A 15,810-nucleotide genomic window follows, 5' to 3' on the forward strand; every position below is an offset into this window, starting at 1 on the left:
TGGTAAGGAAATCGAGCGCCCAAACAAAAGTGGCAAGTGAGAAGAGGCGCTGAACGAGTGAAGTTCGGCGCACCTTAGCGCCGCTCTTCTTTCTGCTTGCAAATCATGCAGAGAGTTGCGCGAGGAAATACCTGGAGTCGTGCTTTTCCAATGGGAGAGCCACATACCTCGCAATTTCCATAAGTCTTATTATCAATGCGGCTGAGTGCGCGCTCTGTCTGAAGAACCATGTCACGTGCATTGTAAACAAGTGACATCTCGTGCTCTCGCTCGAAAGTCTTTGTTCCGGAATCTGCCTGATCATCTCCTGCGCCATCGCCAGCATCTGAAATGAGTTCATCCATCTCAGCTTCAACTATTGCAAGCTCTGCTTGAAGACGAATGAGATCTTTTGAAAGTTCTGTGCGAATTGATTTCAATTCCGCCGCGCTCCATGCAGCTTCACCTTCAGCGGCTGTCACTGGCGTTGGCGCAGCTTTCAAAGGCTTAAGGGGTGCAACTTTCTTGCCACTCTTTACCGGGCGCGGTGGAGGTGGCATCACGAGGCGACGCTCTTCAACAACAGGAGCTGCTTGAGGCGCAACAACTGTTGCAACGGAAACTGTTTGAGATTTTTCATCGACAGTAAGAGTCGTCTTACCAACCTTGGAAGGAAACGGGCGACCAGGCGCCTTCTTTACCTCAGTAACTTTCTTCGCTGCCACTTTCTTCGCAGGTGCAGCTTTCTTGGCAGGTGCCGCCTTTTTCGCGACAGCCTTCTTTGCGGGAGCGGCCTTTTTAGCAGGAGCTGCTTTCTTGGCAGGAGCTGCCTTCTTTGCTGCAGGCTTCGCCTTCTTCAAGAGCTTTTGGGCAATCTTCTTTGCTGGCACGCCGCGCACCTTATGCCTTTTTACTCGTGTCCGCCACCTTGCCACGCCCTGGCAGAAGTGGTCGCTGCCCCCTTATGGTTTAGACTTACGCGAAGAATTTGCACGACCATGGCTATGACGAGGCGATCACCTTCTGAGCCAGTTGGAAGAAGCTCGCCGCTAGCGGTGGGTGCGTAGAGCCAACCGTGTGATGTTAAAAAGTGGCGACACCTTGTGGTGTTGCAAGGCGGGTGGTACCGCGAGCTCATCGAGCTCGTCCCTCCATTTCATACCGATGAGATGGAGATGGACATGACTGAGACACCTAAGTTCAATGCAATCGCACCGCAGATTGATCTGCCTGCGATGGAACGCTCCATTCTTAAATTTTGGCAGAATGAAAAGATTTTCGAGAAGAGCCTCGATGCTCGCTCTCAAGGTGAGCCATGGACTTTCTATGAGGGCCCGCCTACTGCAAATGGAATGCCAGGTACGCACCACATTGAAGCTCGCGTATTTAAAGATGTCTTCCCTCGCTATCAAACCATGAAGGGCAAATACGTCACGCGAAAAGCTGGCTGGGATTGCCACGGACTTCCTGTCGAGATTGCTGTAGAGAAAGAACTTGGCTTCTCAGGTAAGGGCGATATCGAAAAATTCGGAATCGCGGAATTTAATGACAAGTGCAAAACATCTGTTACTCGTCACGTAGATGCATTTACAAAGATGACTGAGCGCATGGGATTCTGGGTTGATTTCGATCAGGCGTACTGGACGATGGCACCTGAATATGTCGAATCAGTCTGGTGGTCACTTTCAGAGATTTGGAAGAAGGGGCTTCTGGTTCAAGATCATCGAGTTGCACCATACTGCCCACGTTGCGGTACCGGTCTTTCAGATCACGAACTCGCACAAGGTTACGAAACTGTTGTAGATCCATCTGTCTACGTTCGTTTCCCTATCACTAGCGGCCATCTTGCAGAACTCAATGCATCGCTATTGGTATGGACAACGACCCCTTGGACTCTCGTTTCTAATACTGCGGTTGCCGCACACCCAGATGTTGATTATGTCGCAGTGCGTGCAACAGTCGATGAAGGATCAGAAGTTCTTGTCGTTGCAGAGGCGCTCCTCTCTGCAGTTGCAGGTGAACACGAAATCCTTAAGCGCTTTAAGGGTAGCGAGCTAGAGCGCGTAACGTATAAGCGTCCATTTGACTACATAGAAATCCCTGATTCTCACTTTGTGGTTCTTGCAACATACGTCACCACAGAGGACGGATCGGGACTTGTTCATCAGGCGCCAGCCTTCGGTGCGGATGACTTACAGGTGTGCCGTTCATACGGACTGCCAGTTGTAAATCCAGTTGCAGCAGATGGCCACTTCTTAGGCGATGTTCCTGTTGTCGGCGGGCTCTTCTTTAAAGATGCAGATAAGCCTTTGGTAAAGGAACTCAAGGCAAACGGTGCGCTCTATAAGAACCAGCCATATGAGCACTCATATCCGCACTGCTGGCGCTGTCACACTGCATTGATTTATTACGCGCAACCTTCTTGGTATATCCGCACAACATCAATCAAAGATGCGCTTTTGCGCGAGAACGAGAAGACACATTGGTTCCCAGAGACAATTAAGACTGGTCGCTATGGAGATTGGCTCACCAACAATATTGACTGGGCGCTATCTCGAAATCGTTATTGGGGTACTCCCCTGCCAATCTGGCGTTGCGAGAACAAGCATGAAATCTGTATCTCATCACTCAAGGAACTCGGCGAACTTGCTGGTCAAGAATTATCTAACCTTGATCCACACCGTCCATTTGTTGATGACATCACCTTTGCATGCGCAGAGTGCGCACTCACAATGACCCGCGTTCCGGAAGTTATTGACTGCTGGTATGACTCGGGTTCGATGCCATTTGCACAGTGGGGCTATCCGCACAAGGAAGGATCGGTCGAGAAGTTTAAGGCGGCTTATCCTGCGGACTTTATCTGCGAGGCGATCGACCAGACGCGTGGATGGTTCTACACCTTAATGACGATCGGAACGCTGGTCTTCGATCAGAGCTCTTATGAGAACGTACTCTGCCTCGGACATATCTTGGATAAAGATGGACGCAAGATGAGTAAGCACCTCGGAAACGTCCTTGAACCAATGGCCTTAATGGATCAACATGGTGCAGATGCCGTGCGTTGGTACATGCTCGCAGCTGGTTCACCATGGGCATCACGTCGCGTGGGACACGAGGCCATCTCTGACGTAATCCGTAAGACTCTTCTTACGTACTGGAACACCGTCTCTTTCCATGCTTTGTACGCAAAGGCATCCGACTTCACAATTGCACAGAGCCCCGCAGTTGAATCACGTTCGACAATGGATAAGTGGATTCTCAGCGAGCTCAATACTGTTATTGCGGAAGTGGATAAGGCGTATAGCGAATTTGATTCACAGAGCGCTGGAAAAGTTCTTGCGACATTCATCGACGACCTTTCTAACTGGTATGTACGACGTTCACGTCGACGTTTCTGGGATGGCGATGTAGCAGCACTCGCAACTTTGCATGAATGTTTAGAGAAGCTGACACAGCTCCTGGCACCGATGGTGCCATTTATCGCTGAACAGACCTGGCAAGAGCTCATCCGTGTAGCAAATCCAAATGCACTGATTTCTGTGCATCTCACCGACTTCCCTGTTGCCGATGCCTCACTCATTAATCCAGCTCTCAACAAGCAGGTTGCAATGACTCGTCGAGTTGTAGAACTCGGTCGCTCTGCTCGCGCTGAATCTGGAGTCAAGATTCGTCAACCACTTCAGCGAGCACTTATCTCTGCTGCAGGATGGTCGACACTTCCATCCGAGATGAAAGAGCAGATCTCTGACGAACTCAATGTCATGGATCTTGCAGATATTGCCGACGCGGATGGCGACCTGGTTGATGTTTCCATCAAGGCAAACTTCAAATCACTGGGTGCAAAGTATGGAAAGTCTGTTCAGGATGTCGCCAAGCTCATTGCTGCAGCCGATGCGGTTGTACTTGTGAAGACTTTGCGCGCGAATGCGACCACGATTCTTGGGGATTACGAGATAGCACTCGATGACCTTGTGGTCACTGAGGTCCCTAAGAGCGGCTGGATGGTGGCAAGCCATGATGGAGAGAGCGTCGCCCTCGACCTCGAGCTGACACCAGCCCTGATTGCAGCTGGAAATATCCGTGAAGTCATCCGCGCTATTCAAGAGCGACGCAAGAGCGATGGATTTGATATCTCAGACCGCATTAACGTCTTGTGGAATAGCGATGCGGAAAGCGTTGCCACCATTGAAAGTGGGATCTCACATATCAGCGAAGAAGTATTAGCTACATCGATGCAGCGCGATACATCGATGCCGGTGAGCGAACTCGAACTTGGGCTTGTCTTTATGTTAAGTAAAGCTTAAAGAACTGCTATCACGATTGATTGCAATAAGTTGATTGCAATCAAGAGGACGATGAATGAAAGATCCAGCGCTACGCCGCCAAGGCGAAGTGGTGGAATAAATCGTCGTACAAATGCCATCGGCTTCTCGGTGATTGTGTAGATGATTTCAAAGAGCCCAAGCACGATTGTATTGGGGCGCCATGAACGTGCAAACATTCGCACGTAATCAATAATGATGCGCAAGAAGAGCGCAATTTTAAAGAGCGAAAGAAGCTGCAGAAGTACGTTCTGTAAAAACATCAGATGATTCAGCTCTGGTTGTAGAAAGCAGCTTGAGCAGCTGTGCGATCTTCATTGCTGACATTGACGTTGGCAGGCGAGAGCAGGAAAACCTTCAAGCTAATACGTTCGATGCGGCCGTGAAGTCCGAAGACTAGACCCGATGCGAAGTCAACGAGGCGCTTGCGCTCTGACTCTTCCATGTCGTCGAGATTGATGATGACTGGGTTACCTTCACGGTAATACTCGCCAACTTTGCGAGCCTCGGAGTAAGAACGTGGCTGAAGAGTGACGATGTGATACGACGCGCTCTCTTCGATAAATGGCTCTTCTACAACTTCATGATGCGTGCGAACCACAGTGACACCTGTTGGCTCTGCGCGATGAGTTGCGATTGGGCGAGGCTCAACCTTTTTAACAGGAGCCGCTGGAACTTCAAGATCATCTTCTGTATCGACGAGACCAAGGAAGCCCATCATCTTATTAAGTGCTGACATAGGTGAAAGGTTACTAGTGGTACTGGCGTTGCCCGAGGATTTTGCTGCCCACCCGGACATGTGTCGCGCCATGGTGAAGTGCAATCAGATAATCCCCACTCATTCCTGCTGAGAGCGAAGGTGAGTCCGGGAACTCGCCTCTGAATTTTTCATGGATCTGTGCAATCTTTGAGAAAGCTTGATCTGCTGGCATATCGACTGGTGGAACACACATGACTCCAGAAATTGAAATTCCAGGGAGTCCTTGGATGGCGGCCGCGGTAGTGAAGAGCTCCCTCTCAACCAACCCTCCCCTCTCGGGATCTCCATCGAGGGAGAGTTGGAGAAAGAATTCACGAGTCTCTCCCGTTTCTTGGAGGATTCTCGAAAACTTTTCGGAGTGCCCTAAGTTATCCAGTGAATGAATGCAATCAGCCCACCCTGAAATTTCTCGAATCTTCTTGCCTTGCACCTGCCCCTGAAAGTGCCATCGTGCATCTACAAGCGCTGACTTTTCTAAACCTTCACTACTGCGGTTCTCGCCAAAGTTTTCAACCCCAAGTTCACGTAAAATCTGCACATCAGAGAGTGGGTATGTCTTAGTAACGACAATCAGCGATGGAGAAAAGAGAGCAATCTCTGCTTGGACTTCGCGGAGATTTTCTTCAAGTTCATCGCGACGATTGCTCATAATGAAATAATCCCCGCTTGGCGACCCGTGACTCCGTCGCGACGATATGAGAACAAGTCATTACTTTCGACAGTGCATTCAAATTTGTTGAGAATCGGAATTCCCTCATCACTTAAAACTGAACGAAGTGCTGCCGGCAAATCCAAAGCAAAGGTGCCTCGTCGAGTATCTGATTGAGCGAAAGGGTGCTGGGCAATCACTTCGCTATATACATCTTCTGAAACTTCATAACATCGACCGCAGATTGCCGGACCAATAATTGCGGTGATGTGCGAGGCACCCATATCGCGCATGAGTTCGAGAGTCTTTCGGGTGATGTTATTGACAAGACCGCGCCTGCCTACGTGTACTGCAGCGACCGCTTCTTTCGATTTCAGCAGCAGGGGAATGCAATCAGCGACCATTACTGCGAGTGAAATTCCAGGAATGCCAGTCACGAGAGCATCCGCTGTCGGTGCATCAGCGGTGACTTCTTCGATGAGAGCGATGCGATCACCATGAACCTGATTCATATACTGAACAGGACCAAGCTTGGCCGCAAGGATCTCTCGATTAGCCAGGACATCCTCAATCACATCCCCCACGTGGGTGCCGAGGTTGAGAGATGCAAACGCACCGTGGCTTACGCCTCCGGTGCGTTTGGTAAAGCGAGAAGTCATGATTTATTTCATGAAGTCTGGAACATCGATTTCATCTTCAGAGACGAGCTCTTCGAATGTGATGCGCTTGCGTGGAGTTGAATTATCGAGATCGAGCGCTACTGAGAGCGGGTCGTTCGCTGGGATTGGATCTGCAACTCCTGAAAGGGTTGCTGCATTAATAGAAGGAATCTCTACCTTCTTTGGCTCTCCTCCAGCAAAACCTGCTGCAATTACAGTGATACGTACTTCATCACCAAGAGCATCATCGATTGTTGTACCGAAGATAATGCGCGCATCAGGATGAGCTGCAGCTTGTACAAGCTCACATGCTTCATTAATTTCGAAAAGACCGAGGTCTGATCCGCCTGCAACAGAGAGAAGAACGCCCATTGCGCCATCAATAGAAGCTTCAAGAAGTGGGCTGGAAATCGCAAGCTCAGCAGCACGTGCTGCGCGATTATCGCCACGAGCAGAACCGATTCCCATCAAAGCAGAACCAGCATCAGTCATTACAGTCTTTACATCTGCGAAATCCAGGTTGATGAGACCTGGCTGTGTGATGATTTCAGTGATTCCTTGAACACCAGAGAGAAGAACTTGATCCGCGCTCTTGAATGCATCCATCGCTGTAATGTTGCGATCAGAGATTGCGAGTAGGCGATCGTTTGGAATAACTATCAAAGTATCTACATGCTCACGAAGTGCATCGATTCCTTCTTCCGCTTGGCGGGTACGAATCTTTCCCTCGAAAGAGAAGGGACGAGTGACAACACCAATTGTGAGTGCGCCGAGTTCGCGTGCAATCTTTGCAACGATGGGGGCTCCACCTGTTCCGGTTCCGCCACCTTCGCCTGCAGTTACAAAAACCATATCTGCGCCGCGAAGAATTTCTTCAATCTCTTCTGTGTGATCGATTGCTGCCTGTCGACCCTTTTCAGGTGCGGCACCTGCACCGAGACCCTTGGTTGATGCGCGACCAATGTCAAGCTTTACATCTGCATCACTCATCAAGAGATGTTGTGCATCGGTATTGATTGCAATGAACTCAACGCCTTTGAGTCCAACTTCAATCATGCGATTGATCGCGTTCACTCCGCCACCGCCGATACCGACGACCTTAATTACGGCGAGATAATTCTGTGGTGCAGCCACCCTATGCCTCCTTAAGAACTGTAAACCCTCTCTTGAGAGTTACATTTCCATTCACTTTGATGGTGGCAAGGTATGTCTTTGAGAGGAGTGAATCAAAAACCAACACGAAGAAATACCTCTACCTAATGTAGAGAGTTTTTCTAGTGAAAATTACTTCACGATTGGCGCATGAGGTGCGGAGAGATCAACTCTCTTAATTGATTTATTTTCTGGCAGTTGTAAAAGTGCTTGCAATACAGTGACTTTAAGATCAATCTGTCGTGGATTCCCCCACGTAACTTTCAGTCTCTGACTTCCCCAATGCTGCCATGATGAGATGGAGTTCGCGCTGGCGGCACTGACGGAGATGACGTTATCCCGAATTTCTAAAGGAAGGTCGGTGAAAAGTGCAATCGCCTCCAGACCAAGTTCTGGTGAAGAGGCGCTGACAACAGGCAATCCTGGAGGAGTTTTTCCGGGAAGGGCAAAGAGAGTTCCTGAACTATCGATTGCTTGATTCTCATAAATGCCGACTGCAATGCGAGGAGATATTTTCACAATTACCGTGCCACTCCACCATTGGCGGTTTACGGAGACACTCTTCACCCACGAGAGCTCTCCCAACGTTCTCTCAATCGAACGAGGTTCGATACGTGAGAGCTTCTGACCAATTTCAATTTTAGATTTAGCAATGATTGATGAGGTCGATACTTCTTGTGGGAGTCCTTCCGTAGTAACGGATCGCACTTCAAAGATTGGAGACCACGCAAAGAGATAGGTCGCTAGCGAGAAGAGAACTACCGAGATGGTTATTGCACGAGCACGAGTGTTCATCAGGAATCAACCGAAGCGTTTAGAGAGACCATCGGCGATGATGGGGGCAAGTGAGTTCACATCTCCTGCCCCTAGAGTCAGGACTACATCGCCAGGCTTGGCGACCTCGACGATATGTTCGGCAGCTTCAATAAAATTAGGGAGGTAAGTTCCGTGTTGCATCTTCTCTGCGATGAGCTTTGAGCTGACTCCAAGAATTGGTTTCTCACTCGCTGCATAAATCTCTAGGAGAATGACCTCATCTGCAACATCCAACGACTCGGCGAATTGAGTCAGAAACGCCTGGGTGCGCGAGTAGCGATGCGGTTGGAAAATCACAAGTACTCGACCAGTATCTGCATATCGACGTGCGGCTTCAAGAGTGACCGCAATTTCAGTTGGGTGATGACCGTAATCATCAATGACTCTAATTCCATTGACTGTAGCTTTGAGTTCAAATCGACGACCTGCGCCACTAAAGGAGTGGAGACCTGATAGAAATGATGCAGGGTTGAGCTCGAGCGCCATTGCAAGCGCAAGGGTTCCCGCCGCATTGAGAAGGTTATGTTTTCCTGGCACCTGGAGCTCAATCTGGCCTACGACGGTGCCCTTCCACACCGCACGTCCCCGCGATCCCGTTGCAGTGAGTTCAATCTGATCTAACTTCAGATCGGATGTTGGCTCGGCTCCGTACGAGAAGGTAGTGCAGTGGTTGACACTCTCCCCGAGAGCGCGAGAGCCTGCATCATCGTTACAATAAATTAAGAAACCTTCGCCAGGAATAGTTAAAGCGAAATTCTTGAAAACAGTAGTAACGTCATCAGCAGTTGCAAAGAAGTCCACATGGTCATGCTCAACATTTGTCACGATTGCAGCATGCGGGTGGTATGCGATAAATGATCCATCTGATTCATCAGCTTCTGCGATGAAATATTTTCCGGAACCGCGATGGGCATTAGAACCTGAAGCTGTAAGAGTTCCGCCTATTGCAAAAGAAGGATCTACACCACACGCCTGGAATGCAACAGTAGCCATCGAGGATGTTGTGGTCTTTCCGTGGGTACCTGCAACTGCAATGCTGGTAAATCCATGCATCAATAAAGCCAGTGCATTTGCACGTGTCATGATAGGGATTGAACGCTCAAGGGCTCGTGCGATCTCAGGATTAGTTGGTGAGATTGCAGTTGAGTAAATAACTACATCTGCGCCATCAACGTGTGAAGCTTCATGGTGCGAGTAAACAGTGGCACCAAGGGCACCGAGAGCAGTAAGCACGGATGAGTCTTTCGCATCAGAGCCCGAGACCGTGATTCCATCTGCGAGGGCGATGCGCGCGAGGCCGCTCATTCCAGATCCACCGATTCCAATGAAATGGATGCGCTTACCCAAGAAAGACTCCCCTGAAAAGGTTGTCGTACTAGGAACACTCATGCAATCCCTGCTGCTCTCTCCATCATTTTTACAATCTTATCTACTGCGGAGGCTCCACTCGCATCACCGCTCGCCGGACGCTTCGCACTTTCTTCTACAAGTGAGGTGATATTTTCCTGAAGCCACTTCGCGGTGAATTGGCTCTGCGGCAGGATTTGCGCTCTGCCCGCATTCACGAGCGATGCGGCATTGAGGGCTTGCTCACCATTACCTACTGGCAATGGAATAAAGAGACTATAGCGAGCAAGGGCCGCAGCTTCTGCACATGTAACAGCACCGCTTCGGGCAATCAAGACATCAGATGCAAGATAGCACTGAGCCATCTCATCAAGATAGGCAAGCGCAACATAAGAGCCGCTCGATGCTGGAACTGGATTGTTCTTCCCAACGCCATGAAGAATTGAGACGTGGGTGAGATTGCTGCGGGCTTCATCAATCACTTTATTCATTGCCTGCGAACCTTGTGATCCACCGAAAATGAAGATGAGCGGATGATTGGGATTGAGGTTGTACTTCTTTGTGATGAATCCCTTGGCTACCTCTCTTGCACTCTGCCAATCACTTGACGCAGATTGCAAAGCAGTAAGGACGTCGGCGCGAAGAGGAAGTCCTGTGAGTTCTGCTTTTTTAAATACACGATTAGAGACCGGGTAACTCAGCGCACAGAAACGCGTCCAATGCGCTCCCACTCGATTAGCCCAACCGGCACGTGCATTCTGCTCGTGAATGACAAATGGTGTTCGCTTCAGAAGGGCTGCAAAGTAGAGAGGACCAGAGACGTAGCCGCCGAAACCGATTGCACAATCAACGCCCGCAAGGAGTTTGCGCGTCGAATTGATGGAGCGAAATAACTGTATTGGCACTTTGAATAATGATGGGGAAAGGGTGCGAGCGATAGAAACTTTCGGAATATGGTGGAGGCGAAAACCAGCAGCGGGAACGAGAGTATTTTCAAGTCCAGACTTTGTGCCAATGAAGAGAATCTCATCGTGCGGGTATTTCTCGCGCCAGGCGCGGGCCACAGCAAGAGCAGGCTCAACATGCCCGGCCGTACCTCCACCTGCAAAGAGAATCTTCATTGGTAGTTCTAGCTCCCTTTTATTTCTTCGCAAAACGTCGAAGAAGCTCTCGAGATACTTCTTTATCTCTGAGTGCGACACCTGCGACAAAGCCTAGAGCGCAGATTGTGGTCAGCAGTGCAGAACCGCCATATGAGACGAGAGGAAGCGTCACGCCTACAACAGGAAGAACGCTGATTGCCGTACCGATATTAAGAATAGATTGAATGCCAATCCAACATCCCACACCTGCACATACATAACGAGAGAAAGGATCACGTGCGCGCAGTGAAATTCTGAAAACCGAATACACAAGCACGCCAAGGAGAATCAGGACTCCGAGAGTTCCTACTAAGCCCAACTCTTCGCCGATTACTGAGTAAATAAAATCTGTATGTGCTTCAGGAAGATTGCCCCACTTTTGGCGGCTTCCGCCGAGACCAACGCCGAAGACTCCGCCAGTAGCAAGACCTAAGAGGCTGTGAGCCGGTTGCCAACCAATGTTCTTATAATCATTTGGGTCAAATGGATTAAGGAAGACGAGGAAGCGTGCGCGACGATAATCTGAGGTAACGATTCCAATAGCTAATCCGGCGAAGATAAGTGCCGCAACTGTTCCCATCTTGCGCAAATCCACTCCTGAGACAAAGAGAAGACCCGAGAAGATTGCTGCGACAACAGCCGCCGTACCGAGGTCGCGACCGCGGAGAATTCCGAGAATAACAATGGCAAAGCCAGGAGTCAGAAGTGCGATTGCATTGAACTGCATTCGATCTGCCGACTCCTTCTTTGCAAGAAGATATGAGGCCCAAAGAATCAGAAGAAATTTAGTAAACTCACCAGGTTGGATATCCACAACTTTTAAGTCAATCCAATTTCGATTTCCATTCACTTCTTTACCAATACCCGGAACCATCACAATTACCACGAGAGTGATAGATGCAAAGAGTCCTAGGCGTGCGAACTTGCCCCAAAATTCGATAGGACGACCAGCAAGAAAAGCTGCAAGAGGAATTCCCGCCGCTAGAAAGATAAATTGGCGAAGCGCAACAGCAAATGCATACCCCTTGGTATCGATAGCATGAATTGACGATGCAGAGAAGACCATGATGAGTCCTAGAACAACCAGGACTGAAGTACTAATGATCATCATGTAGAAATGATTCACAGGATTATTGAGAAACCTTGATCGCTGGGCAGCTTTAGTTGGCATGGGTCACTACATCCTTCACTGCTCGAGCAAAGCGATCGCCGCGATCACCATAAGATAAAAATTGATCCATCGATGCGCACGCTGGTGCCAGAAGGACAACATCTCCTTCATCTGCAATCTCAGTAGCAATACGAACTACGCTCTCCATAAATTCATTGCTCTCCGAGAGCTTGGTATAGCCAGCCGGTGGATCGACATAATGAAGAGGCACATCTGGCGCACTCGAACGCATCGCCTCTGCAATAAGTTCGCGATCTTGGCCAATCAAAATGACAGCTTTGAGGCGGCTCCATGTGCGATCAATCAATGGCTGCATCTGTGCGCCCTTTGCAAGTCCTCCAGCTATCCAGACAACTGAGAAGTTCGAAAGAATGGATGCACCTGCGGCATGAGGGTTGGTGGCTTTCGAATCATCGATCCACTTGATTCCCTGATGTGATGCGACCTCCTCGATGCGATGCTTTCCAGGCTTAAAGCTCTTGAGTGCTTCACGTATTACTTCACGCGAAACACCTACTGTCGAGGCAAGCGCTGCAGCTGCAAGCGAGTTTGAGACATGATGTGGCACAGTGGGAACAATTTCTGTGAGCTCCGCGATGAGGGCTGCTTCATTGGGATCGGCGACGAATGCTCGATCTACTAGAAGCTCTTCAACTACTCCTAGCTCGCCAGGACCAGGCGTATCAAGTGAGTAGAAAATCTTGCGGCCTAACCAATGGGAAGTACGACCCACAACTTCTCCATCATCGCCGTTGAGAATTGCTGTCGTTGACTTATCAAGAATTGAAATTTTGTCGTGCGCATAAGCATCGAAGGAGCCATGCCAGTCAACATGATCATCTGCGATATTGAGAATTGCAGATGATATGAACTGGGCGTTTTGAAGCCAATGCAATTGAAATGACGAAAGTTCGAGAATCAAGTAATCAAACTTTTCTGGGGAGTTTACCGACTCAATGACTGTTGTTCCCACATTACCGCACGCACGCACCGTGAGTCCTGCGGCATTCAATATGTGCGCAACCATCTCAACGGTCGTGGTCTTTCCATTTGTGCCCGTGAGGGCTAGCCACTTCTGTCCTGGAACCTTCTCACTCTTTACAGACCATGCAAAATCGATTTCATTAAGAATATCGAGTGAGGCATCACGAGCTGCAACAACTATAGGGTGATCCTCTCTCCATCCCGGAGAAATCATGAGCGCATCAAAATTGTTGATAACAACTGCATCAGGGGCGAGCACCTTGAAACCTTCAACGAATACGATTTTCTCATCGACAAAAGTCACAACTGCTCTTCGATCAGTAAGCGCTTTTGCTGTGGCTATTCCCGTGACACCTGCACCTGCAACGAGAATACGCTTCTCGCTCAGAGAGTTATATGGATTTGCAGCAGTCATAGTGAGAGTCGGCTTTAACCAACGACCCAATCTGCATAAAAGAGACCGAGACCCATCGCCACGCACAATCCAGCGATGATCCAGAATCGAAGAACCACTGTGACTTGTCCCCATCCCATGAGTTCAAAGTGATGATGCAGTGGCGCCATCTTAAAGAGGCGCTTTCCGCCTGTAATTTTGAAGTAGAGAACCTGTAGCGCAACAGACATTGTGATGATCACGAAGAGTCCGCCGAGAGGAATCAGAAGAAGCTGAATACGAAGCGATGTTGCAATTCCCGCTAGCGCTGCGCCGAGTGCAAGTGATCCTGTATCTCCCATAAAGATCTTTGCAGGTGAAGCATTCCACCAGAGAAATCCTGTACAGGATCCCGCAAATGCGGCAGAGAGGACAGCGAGATCAAGCGGATCTCGCACGTGATAGCAATTAGCTGTTGCCGCAACTGCGCAGCTTTGTCCGAACTCCCAGACTCCGATAAGCACGAAGGCGATAAATGACATCACTGCCGCTCCTGTTGCCAGGCCGTCGAGTCCATCGGTGAGATTGACGCCATTGCTTGTGGCGGTCACCATAAATGCAACCCAAATAACAACTGCGATAACACCTAGAGTTATTGATGTATCTCGCACAGTTGAGAGTTGAAGACTGACGGGCGTGTATCCATCTTTATCTGCAAATTGCAATCCAAGATATCCAAAGATTGAAGCGGCGAGTACTTGACCCGCGATCTTCTGCTTGCCACTGATGCCACCAGAGTTCTGTCGTGAAATCTTCATATAGTCATCAATCAAGCCAACGAGGCCAATTGCAACTACTAGCCCCATGACGAGCAGAGCTGAAATGCTGATGGTATTTCCGGAGACCAGGTGGGCGATGAGGTAAGAAGCTATTACAGAGAAGATAATGATGATTCCACCCATGGTAGGTGTTCCTCGCTTGGTGTGGTGTGTTGTCGGTCCGTCATCGCGAATGAACTGTCCATATCCGCGACGAGCAAGGGCTTTAATCAGAATTGGAGTGCCAAAGAGCGAGAAGAAGAGAGCGAGTCCTCCGGCGATCAAAATCTCTCTCATGAACTTTCTCCCTTTTCGTTATCTAACTTCGCTAGCCACTTCTTTTCAATGCTTTCAGCTAATTTTTCTAAGGCATCCGATCGTGAGGCCTTGCAGAGAACGACATCTCCTCGATTGATGTTTTCCGCGACTTCGAGGGCCTCCGCTTTGGAGGCACATGCGTGAAGTGCAAGCTGTGAATCCTTCGTGACGCCCGAAAGATACGAATCCGCGCCTACTGTCACAAGGTGATCTATGCCTAAATCTGCCGCAAGGGTCGCGATATCGGTATGCGCACGGTCAGAAGTCTCGCCGAGCTCACGCATATTTCCTAAGAATGCCCATGACTCTCCCCCGCGCTCTTGCGTGAGATGTGCCAGAGTGCGAAGAGCTGCAGCCATCGAGTCAGGGCTGGCGTTATACGCATCATTAATAATTATCAAATCATCGAGTTCACGGACTTCCATTCGCCAGCGCGCATGCACCTCAGCTGTAGAAAGTGAACCTGCTATGTGATCCGTACTGATTCCAAGTGCATGAGCGACTGCGGCTGCTGCAAGTGCATTTGCAATCTGATGCAGCCCATACTGACGAAGTGCCACGGATGCGCGACCATCTGGGGTGACAAGATCGAAATGTGGGCGACCTTCGCGCAATTCGATATCAGTTGCCCGTACCTGTGCTGTGGAACTTTCGCCAAACTGAATCACTCTGCCCTTGTGAAGAGAAGCCATAGCGGGAGTGAAGGTGTCATATTCGCCAAGAATCGCGATTCCTGATTGATCGAGAGAAGAAATCATTTCCGATTTTGTTTCAGCGATAGTTTCTATCGATCCAAACTCGCCAATGTGTGCAGCAGCTACCTTCAAAACAACCCCAACCTGTGGGCGAGCTATCGCAGCCAGCGACGCGATATCGCCACGATGTCGAGCTCCCATTTCAACTATGCAGTAGCGAGTTTCCATTGTGCACTGCAAGAGCGTGATGGGGACGCCAAGTTCATTATTGTTATTTCCCTTTGGGGAGACTGTTGAACCGTGTGCTGAAAGAATCGCCGAGAGAAGCTCTTTTGTTGTTGTCTTTCCCTGGGAGCCAGTAATTCCCACTACGACCAGCTCTGAAAGCTGTGACCGCGCATGTGCAGCAAGTTTGCCGATCGCAATGGTCACATCTTCAACAACGATGCAGCGCTGCTCAATAACTCGAGAAGCGAGAACTAAAACCGCACCATGCGTAAATGCATCGGCTGCAAAATCATGTCCATCTACTCTCTCGCCCTTTATGGCAAGGAAGAGAGAGCCAGGGGTGCATTGTGTGGATGAGAGAAAAGCGGGTGCAGTAACAGAGCAATCTGTTCCGTGG

Annotated in this window: 14 protein-coding genes; 1 reads left to right on the forward strand and 13 read right to left on the reverse strand. The window is 49.5% G+C overall.

Going from position 1 to position 15,810, the window contains the following annotated elements; genetic code table 11:
* Positions 1-74: 74 nt before the first annotated feature.
* Entirely contained in the window at positions 75-869 is a 795-nt protein-coding gene (locus ACKOVI_RS00620; protein WP_509601806.1) for a TraR/DksA family transcriptional regulator, read from the reverse strand.
* Positions 870-1,160: 291 nt separating this feature from the next.
* Between ACKOVI_RS00620 and ileS the strand changes: the two genes are divergently transcribed.
* Positions 1,161-4,283 carry an isoleucine--tRNA ligase gene (gene ileS, locus ACKOVI_RS00625; protein WP_509601809.1) on the forward strand — a complete coding sequence of 1,041 codons (3,123 nt, stop codon included), beginning with the start codon at positions 1,161-1,163 and terminating at the stop codon, positions 4,281-4,283.
* On the opposite strand, the gene ACKOVI_RS00630 is transcribed toward ileS, so the two are convergent.
* The 12 genes from ACKOVI_RS00630 to ACKOVI_RS00685 all read right to left on the reverse strand — a co-directional run.
* The gene (locus ACKOVI_RS00630) at positions 4,280-4,564 is read right to left on the reverse strand and encodes a YggT family protein (RefSeq protein ID WP_509601811.1); all 285 of its coding nucleotides are present in this window, start codon (positions 4,562-4,564) and stop codon (positions 4,280-4,282) included. The two genes, ileS and ACKOVI_RS00630, sit on opposite strands and share 4 nt — an antisense overlap.
* Before the next feature lie 8 nt (positions 4,565-4,572).
* Positions 4,573-5,040 carry a cell division protein SepF gene (locus tag ACKOVI_RS00635; RefSeq protein WP_509601813.1) on the reverse strand — a complete coding sequence of 156 codons (468 nt, stop codon included), beginning with the start codon at positions 5,038-5,040 and terminating at the stop codon, positions 4,573-4,575.
* Between the two features lie 13 nt (positions 5,041-5,053).
* The gene (locus ACKOVI_RS00640; protein ID WP_509601815.1) at positions 5,054-5,710 is read right to left on the reverse strand and encodes a YggS family pyridoxal phosphate-dependent enzyme; all 657 of its coding nucleotides are present in this window, start codon (positions 5,708-5,710) and stop codon (positions 5,054-5,056) included.
* Entirely contained in the window at positions 5,707-6,369 is a 663-nt protein-coding gene (gene pgeF / locus ACKOVI_RS00645) for a peptidoglycan editing factor PgeF (RefSeq protein ID WP_509601817.1), read from the reverse strand. The genes ACKOVI_RS00640 and pgeF overlap by 4 nt, the downstream gene beginning before the upstream one ends.
* Positions 6,370-6,372: 3 nt before the next feature.
* Complete coding sequence (gene ftsZ, locus ACKOVI_RS00650) at positions 6,373-7,503, reverse strand: cell division protein FtsZ (RefSeq protein ID WP_509601819.1); 1,131 nt, start codon at positions 7,501-7,503, stop codon at positions 6,373-6,375.
* Positions 7,504-7,653: 150 nt separating this feature from the next.
* Positions 7,654-8,316, reverse strand: a complete 663-nt coding sequence (locus tag ACKOVI_RS00655) for a cell division protein FtsQ/DivIB (RefSeq protein WP_509601821.1) — start codon at positions 8,314-8,316, stop codon at positions 7,654-7,656.
* Between the two features lie 6 nt (positions 8,317-8,322).
* Positions 8,323-9,684, reverse strand: a complete 1,362-nt coding sequence (gene murC / locus ACKOVI_RS00660; RefSeq protein WP_509601823.1) for a UDP-N-acetylmuramate--L-alanine ligase — start codon at positions 9,682-9,684, stop codon at positions 8,323-8,325.
* A gap of 38 nt (positions 9,685-9,722) precedes the next feature.
* A complete protein-coding gene (locus ACKOVI_RS00665; protein WP_509601825.1) occupies positions 9,723-10,805 on the reverse strand; it encodes a UDP-N-acetylglucosamine--N-acetylmuramyl-(pentapeptide) pyrophosphoryl-undecaprenol N-acetylglucosamine transferase in 1,083 nt (360 codons plus the stop codon).
* A gap of 19 nt (positions 10,806-10,824) precedes the next feature.
* Positions 10,825-11,937 carry a putative lipid II flippase FtsW gene (ftsW, locus tag ACKOVI_RS00670; RefSeq protein WP_509601827.1) on the reverse strand — a complete coding sequence of 371 codons (1,113 nt, stop codon included), beginning with the start codon at positions 11,935-11,937 and terminating at the stop codon, positions 10,825-10,827.
* Positions 11,938-11,986: 49 nt separating this feature from the next.
* Positions 11,987-13,396: a UDP-N-acetylmuramoyl-L-alanine--D-glutamate ligase gene (gene murD, locus ACKOVI_RS00675; RefSeq protein WP_509601829.1), complete on the reverse strand. Its 1,410-nt coding sequence runs from the start codon at positions 13,394-13,396 to the stop codon at positions 11,987-11,989.
* Between the two features lie 14 nt (positions 13,397-13,410).
* Positions 13,411-14,469: a phospho-N-acetylmuramoyl-pentapeptide-transferase gene (mraY, locus tag ACKOVI_RS00680; RefSeq protein WP_509601831.1), complete on the reverse strand. Its 1,059-nt coding sequence runs from the start codon at positions 14,467-14,469 to the stop codon at positions 13,411-13,413.
* Positions 14,466-15,810: UDP-N-acetylmuramoyl-tripeptide--D-alanyl-D-alanine ligase (locus tag ACKOVI_RS00685; RefSeq protein ID WP_509601833.1), on the reverse strand; the 1,345-nt coding region annotated here is incomplete at its 5' end. The genes mraY and ACKOVI_RS00685, both read right to left, overlap by 4 nt.

It is taken from the genome of Candidatus Planktophila sp., assembly GCF_046070465.1.
Lineage (GTDB): Bacteria > Actinomycetota > Actinomycetes > Nanopelagicales > Nanopelagicaceae > Planktophila.

Bases quoted from the DNA above. Each gene is read 5' to 3' on its own strand.
- ileS (WP_509601809.1), top strand. From the start codon at position 1,161: ATGACTGAGACACCTAAGTTCAATGCAATCGCACCGCAGATTGATCTG.
- ACKOVI_RS00630 (WP_509601811.1), bottom strand. From the start codon at position 4,564: ATGTTTTTACAGAACGTACTTCTGCAGCTTCTTTCGCTCTTTAAAATT.
- ACKOVI_RS00635 (WP_509601813.1), bottom strand. From the start codon at position 5,040: ATGTCAGCACTTAATAAGATGATGGGCTTCCTTGGTCTCGTCGATACA.
- ACKOVI_RS00640 (WP_509601815.1), bottom strand. From the start codon at position 5,710: ATGAGCAATCGTCGCGATGAACTTGAAGAAAATCTCCGCGAAGTCCAA.
- pgeF (WP_509601817.1), bottom strand. From the start codon at position 6,369: ATGACTTCTCGCTTTACCAAACGCACCGGAGGCGTAAGCCACGGTGCG.
- ACKOVI_RS00655 (WP_509601821.1), bottom strand. From the start codon at position 8,316: ATGAACACTCGTGCTCGTGCAATAACCATCTCGGTAGTTCTCTTCTCG.
- ACKOVI_RS00665 (WP_509601825.1), bottom strand. From the start codon at position 10,805: ATGAAGATTCTCTTTGCAGGTGGAGGTACGGCCGGGCATGTTGAGCCT.
- ftsW (WP_509601827.1), bottom strand. From the start codon at position 11,937: ATGATGATCATTAGTACTTCAGTCCTGGTTGTTCTAGGACTCATCATG.
- murD (WP_509601829.1), bottom strand. From the start codon at position 13,396: ATGACTGCTGCAAATCCATATAACTCTCTGAGCGAGAAGCGTATTCTC.
- mraY (WP_509601831.1), bottom strand. From the start codon at position 14,469: ATGAGAGAGATTTTGATCGCCGGAGGACTCGCTCTCTTCTTCTCGCTC.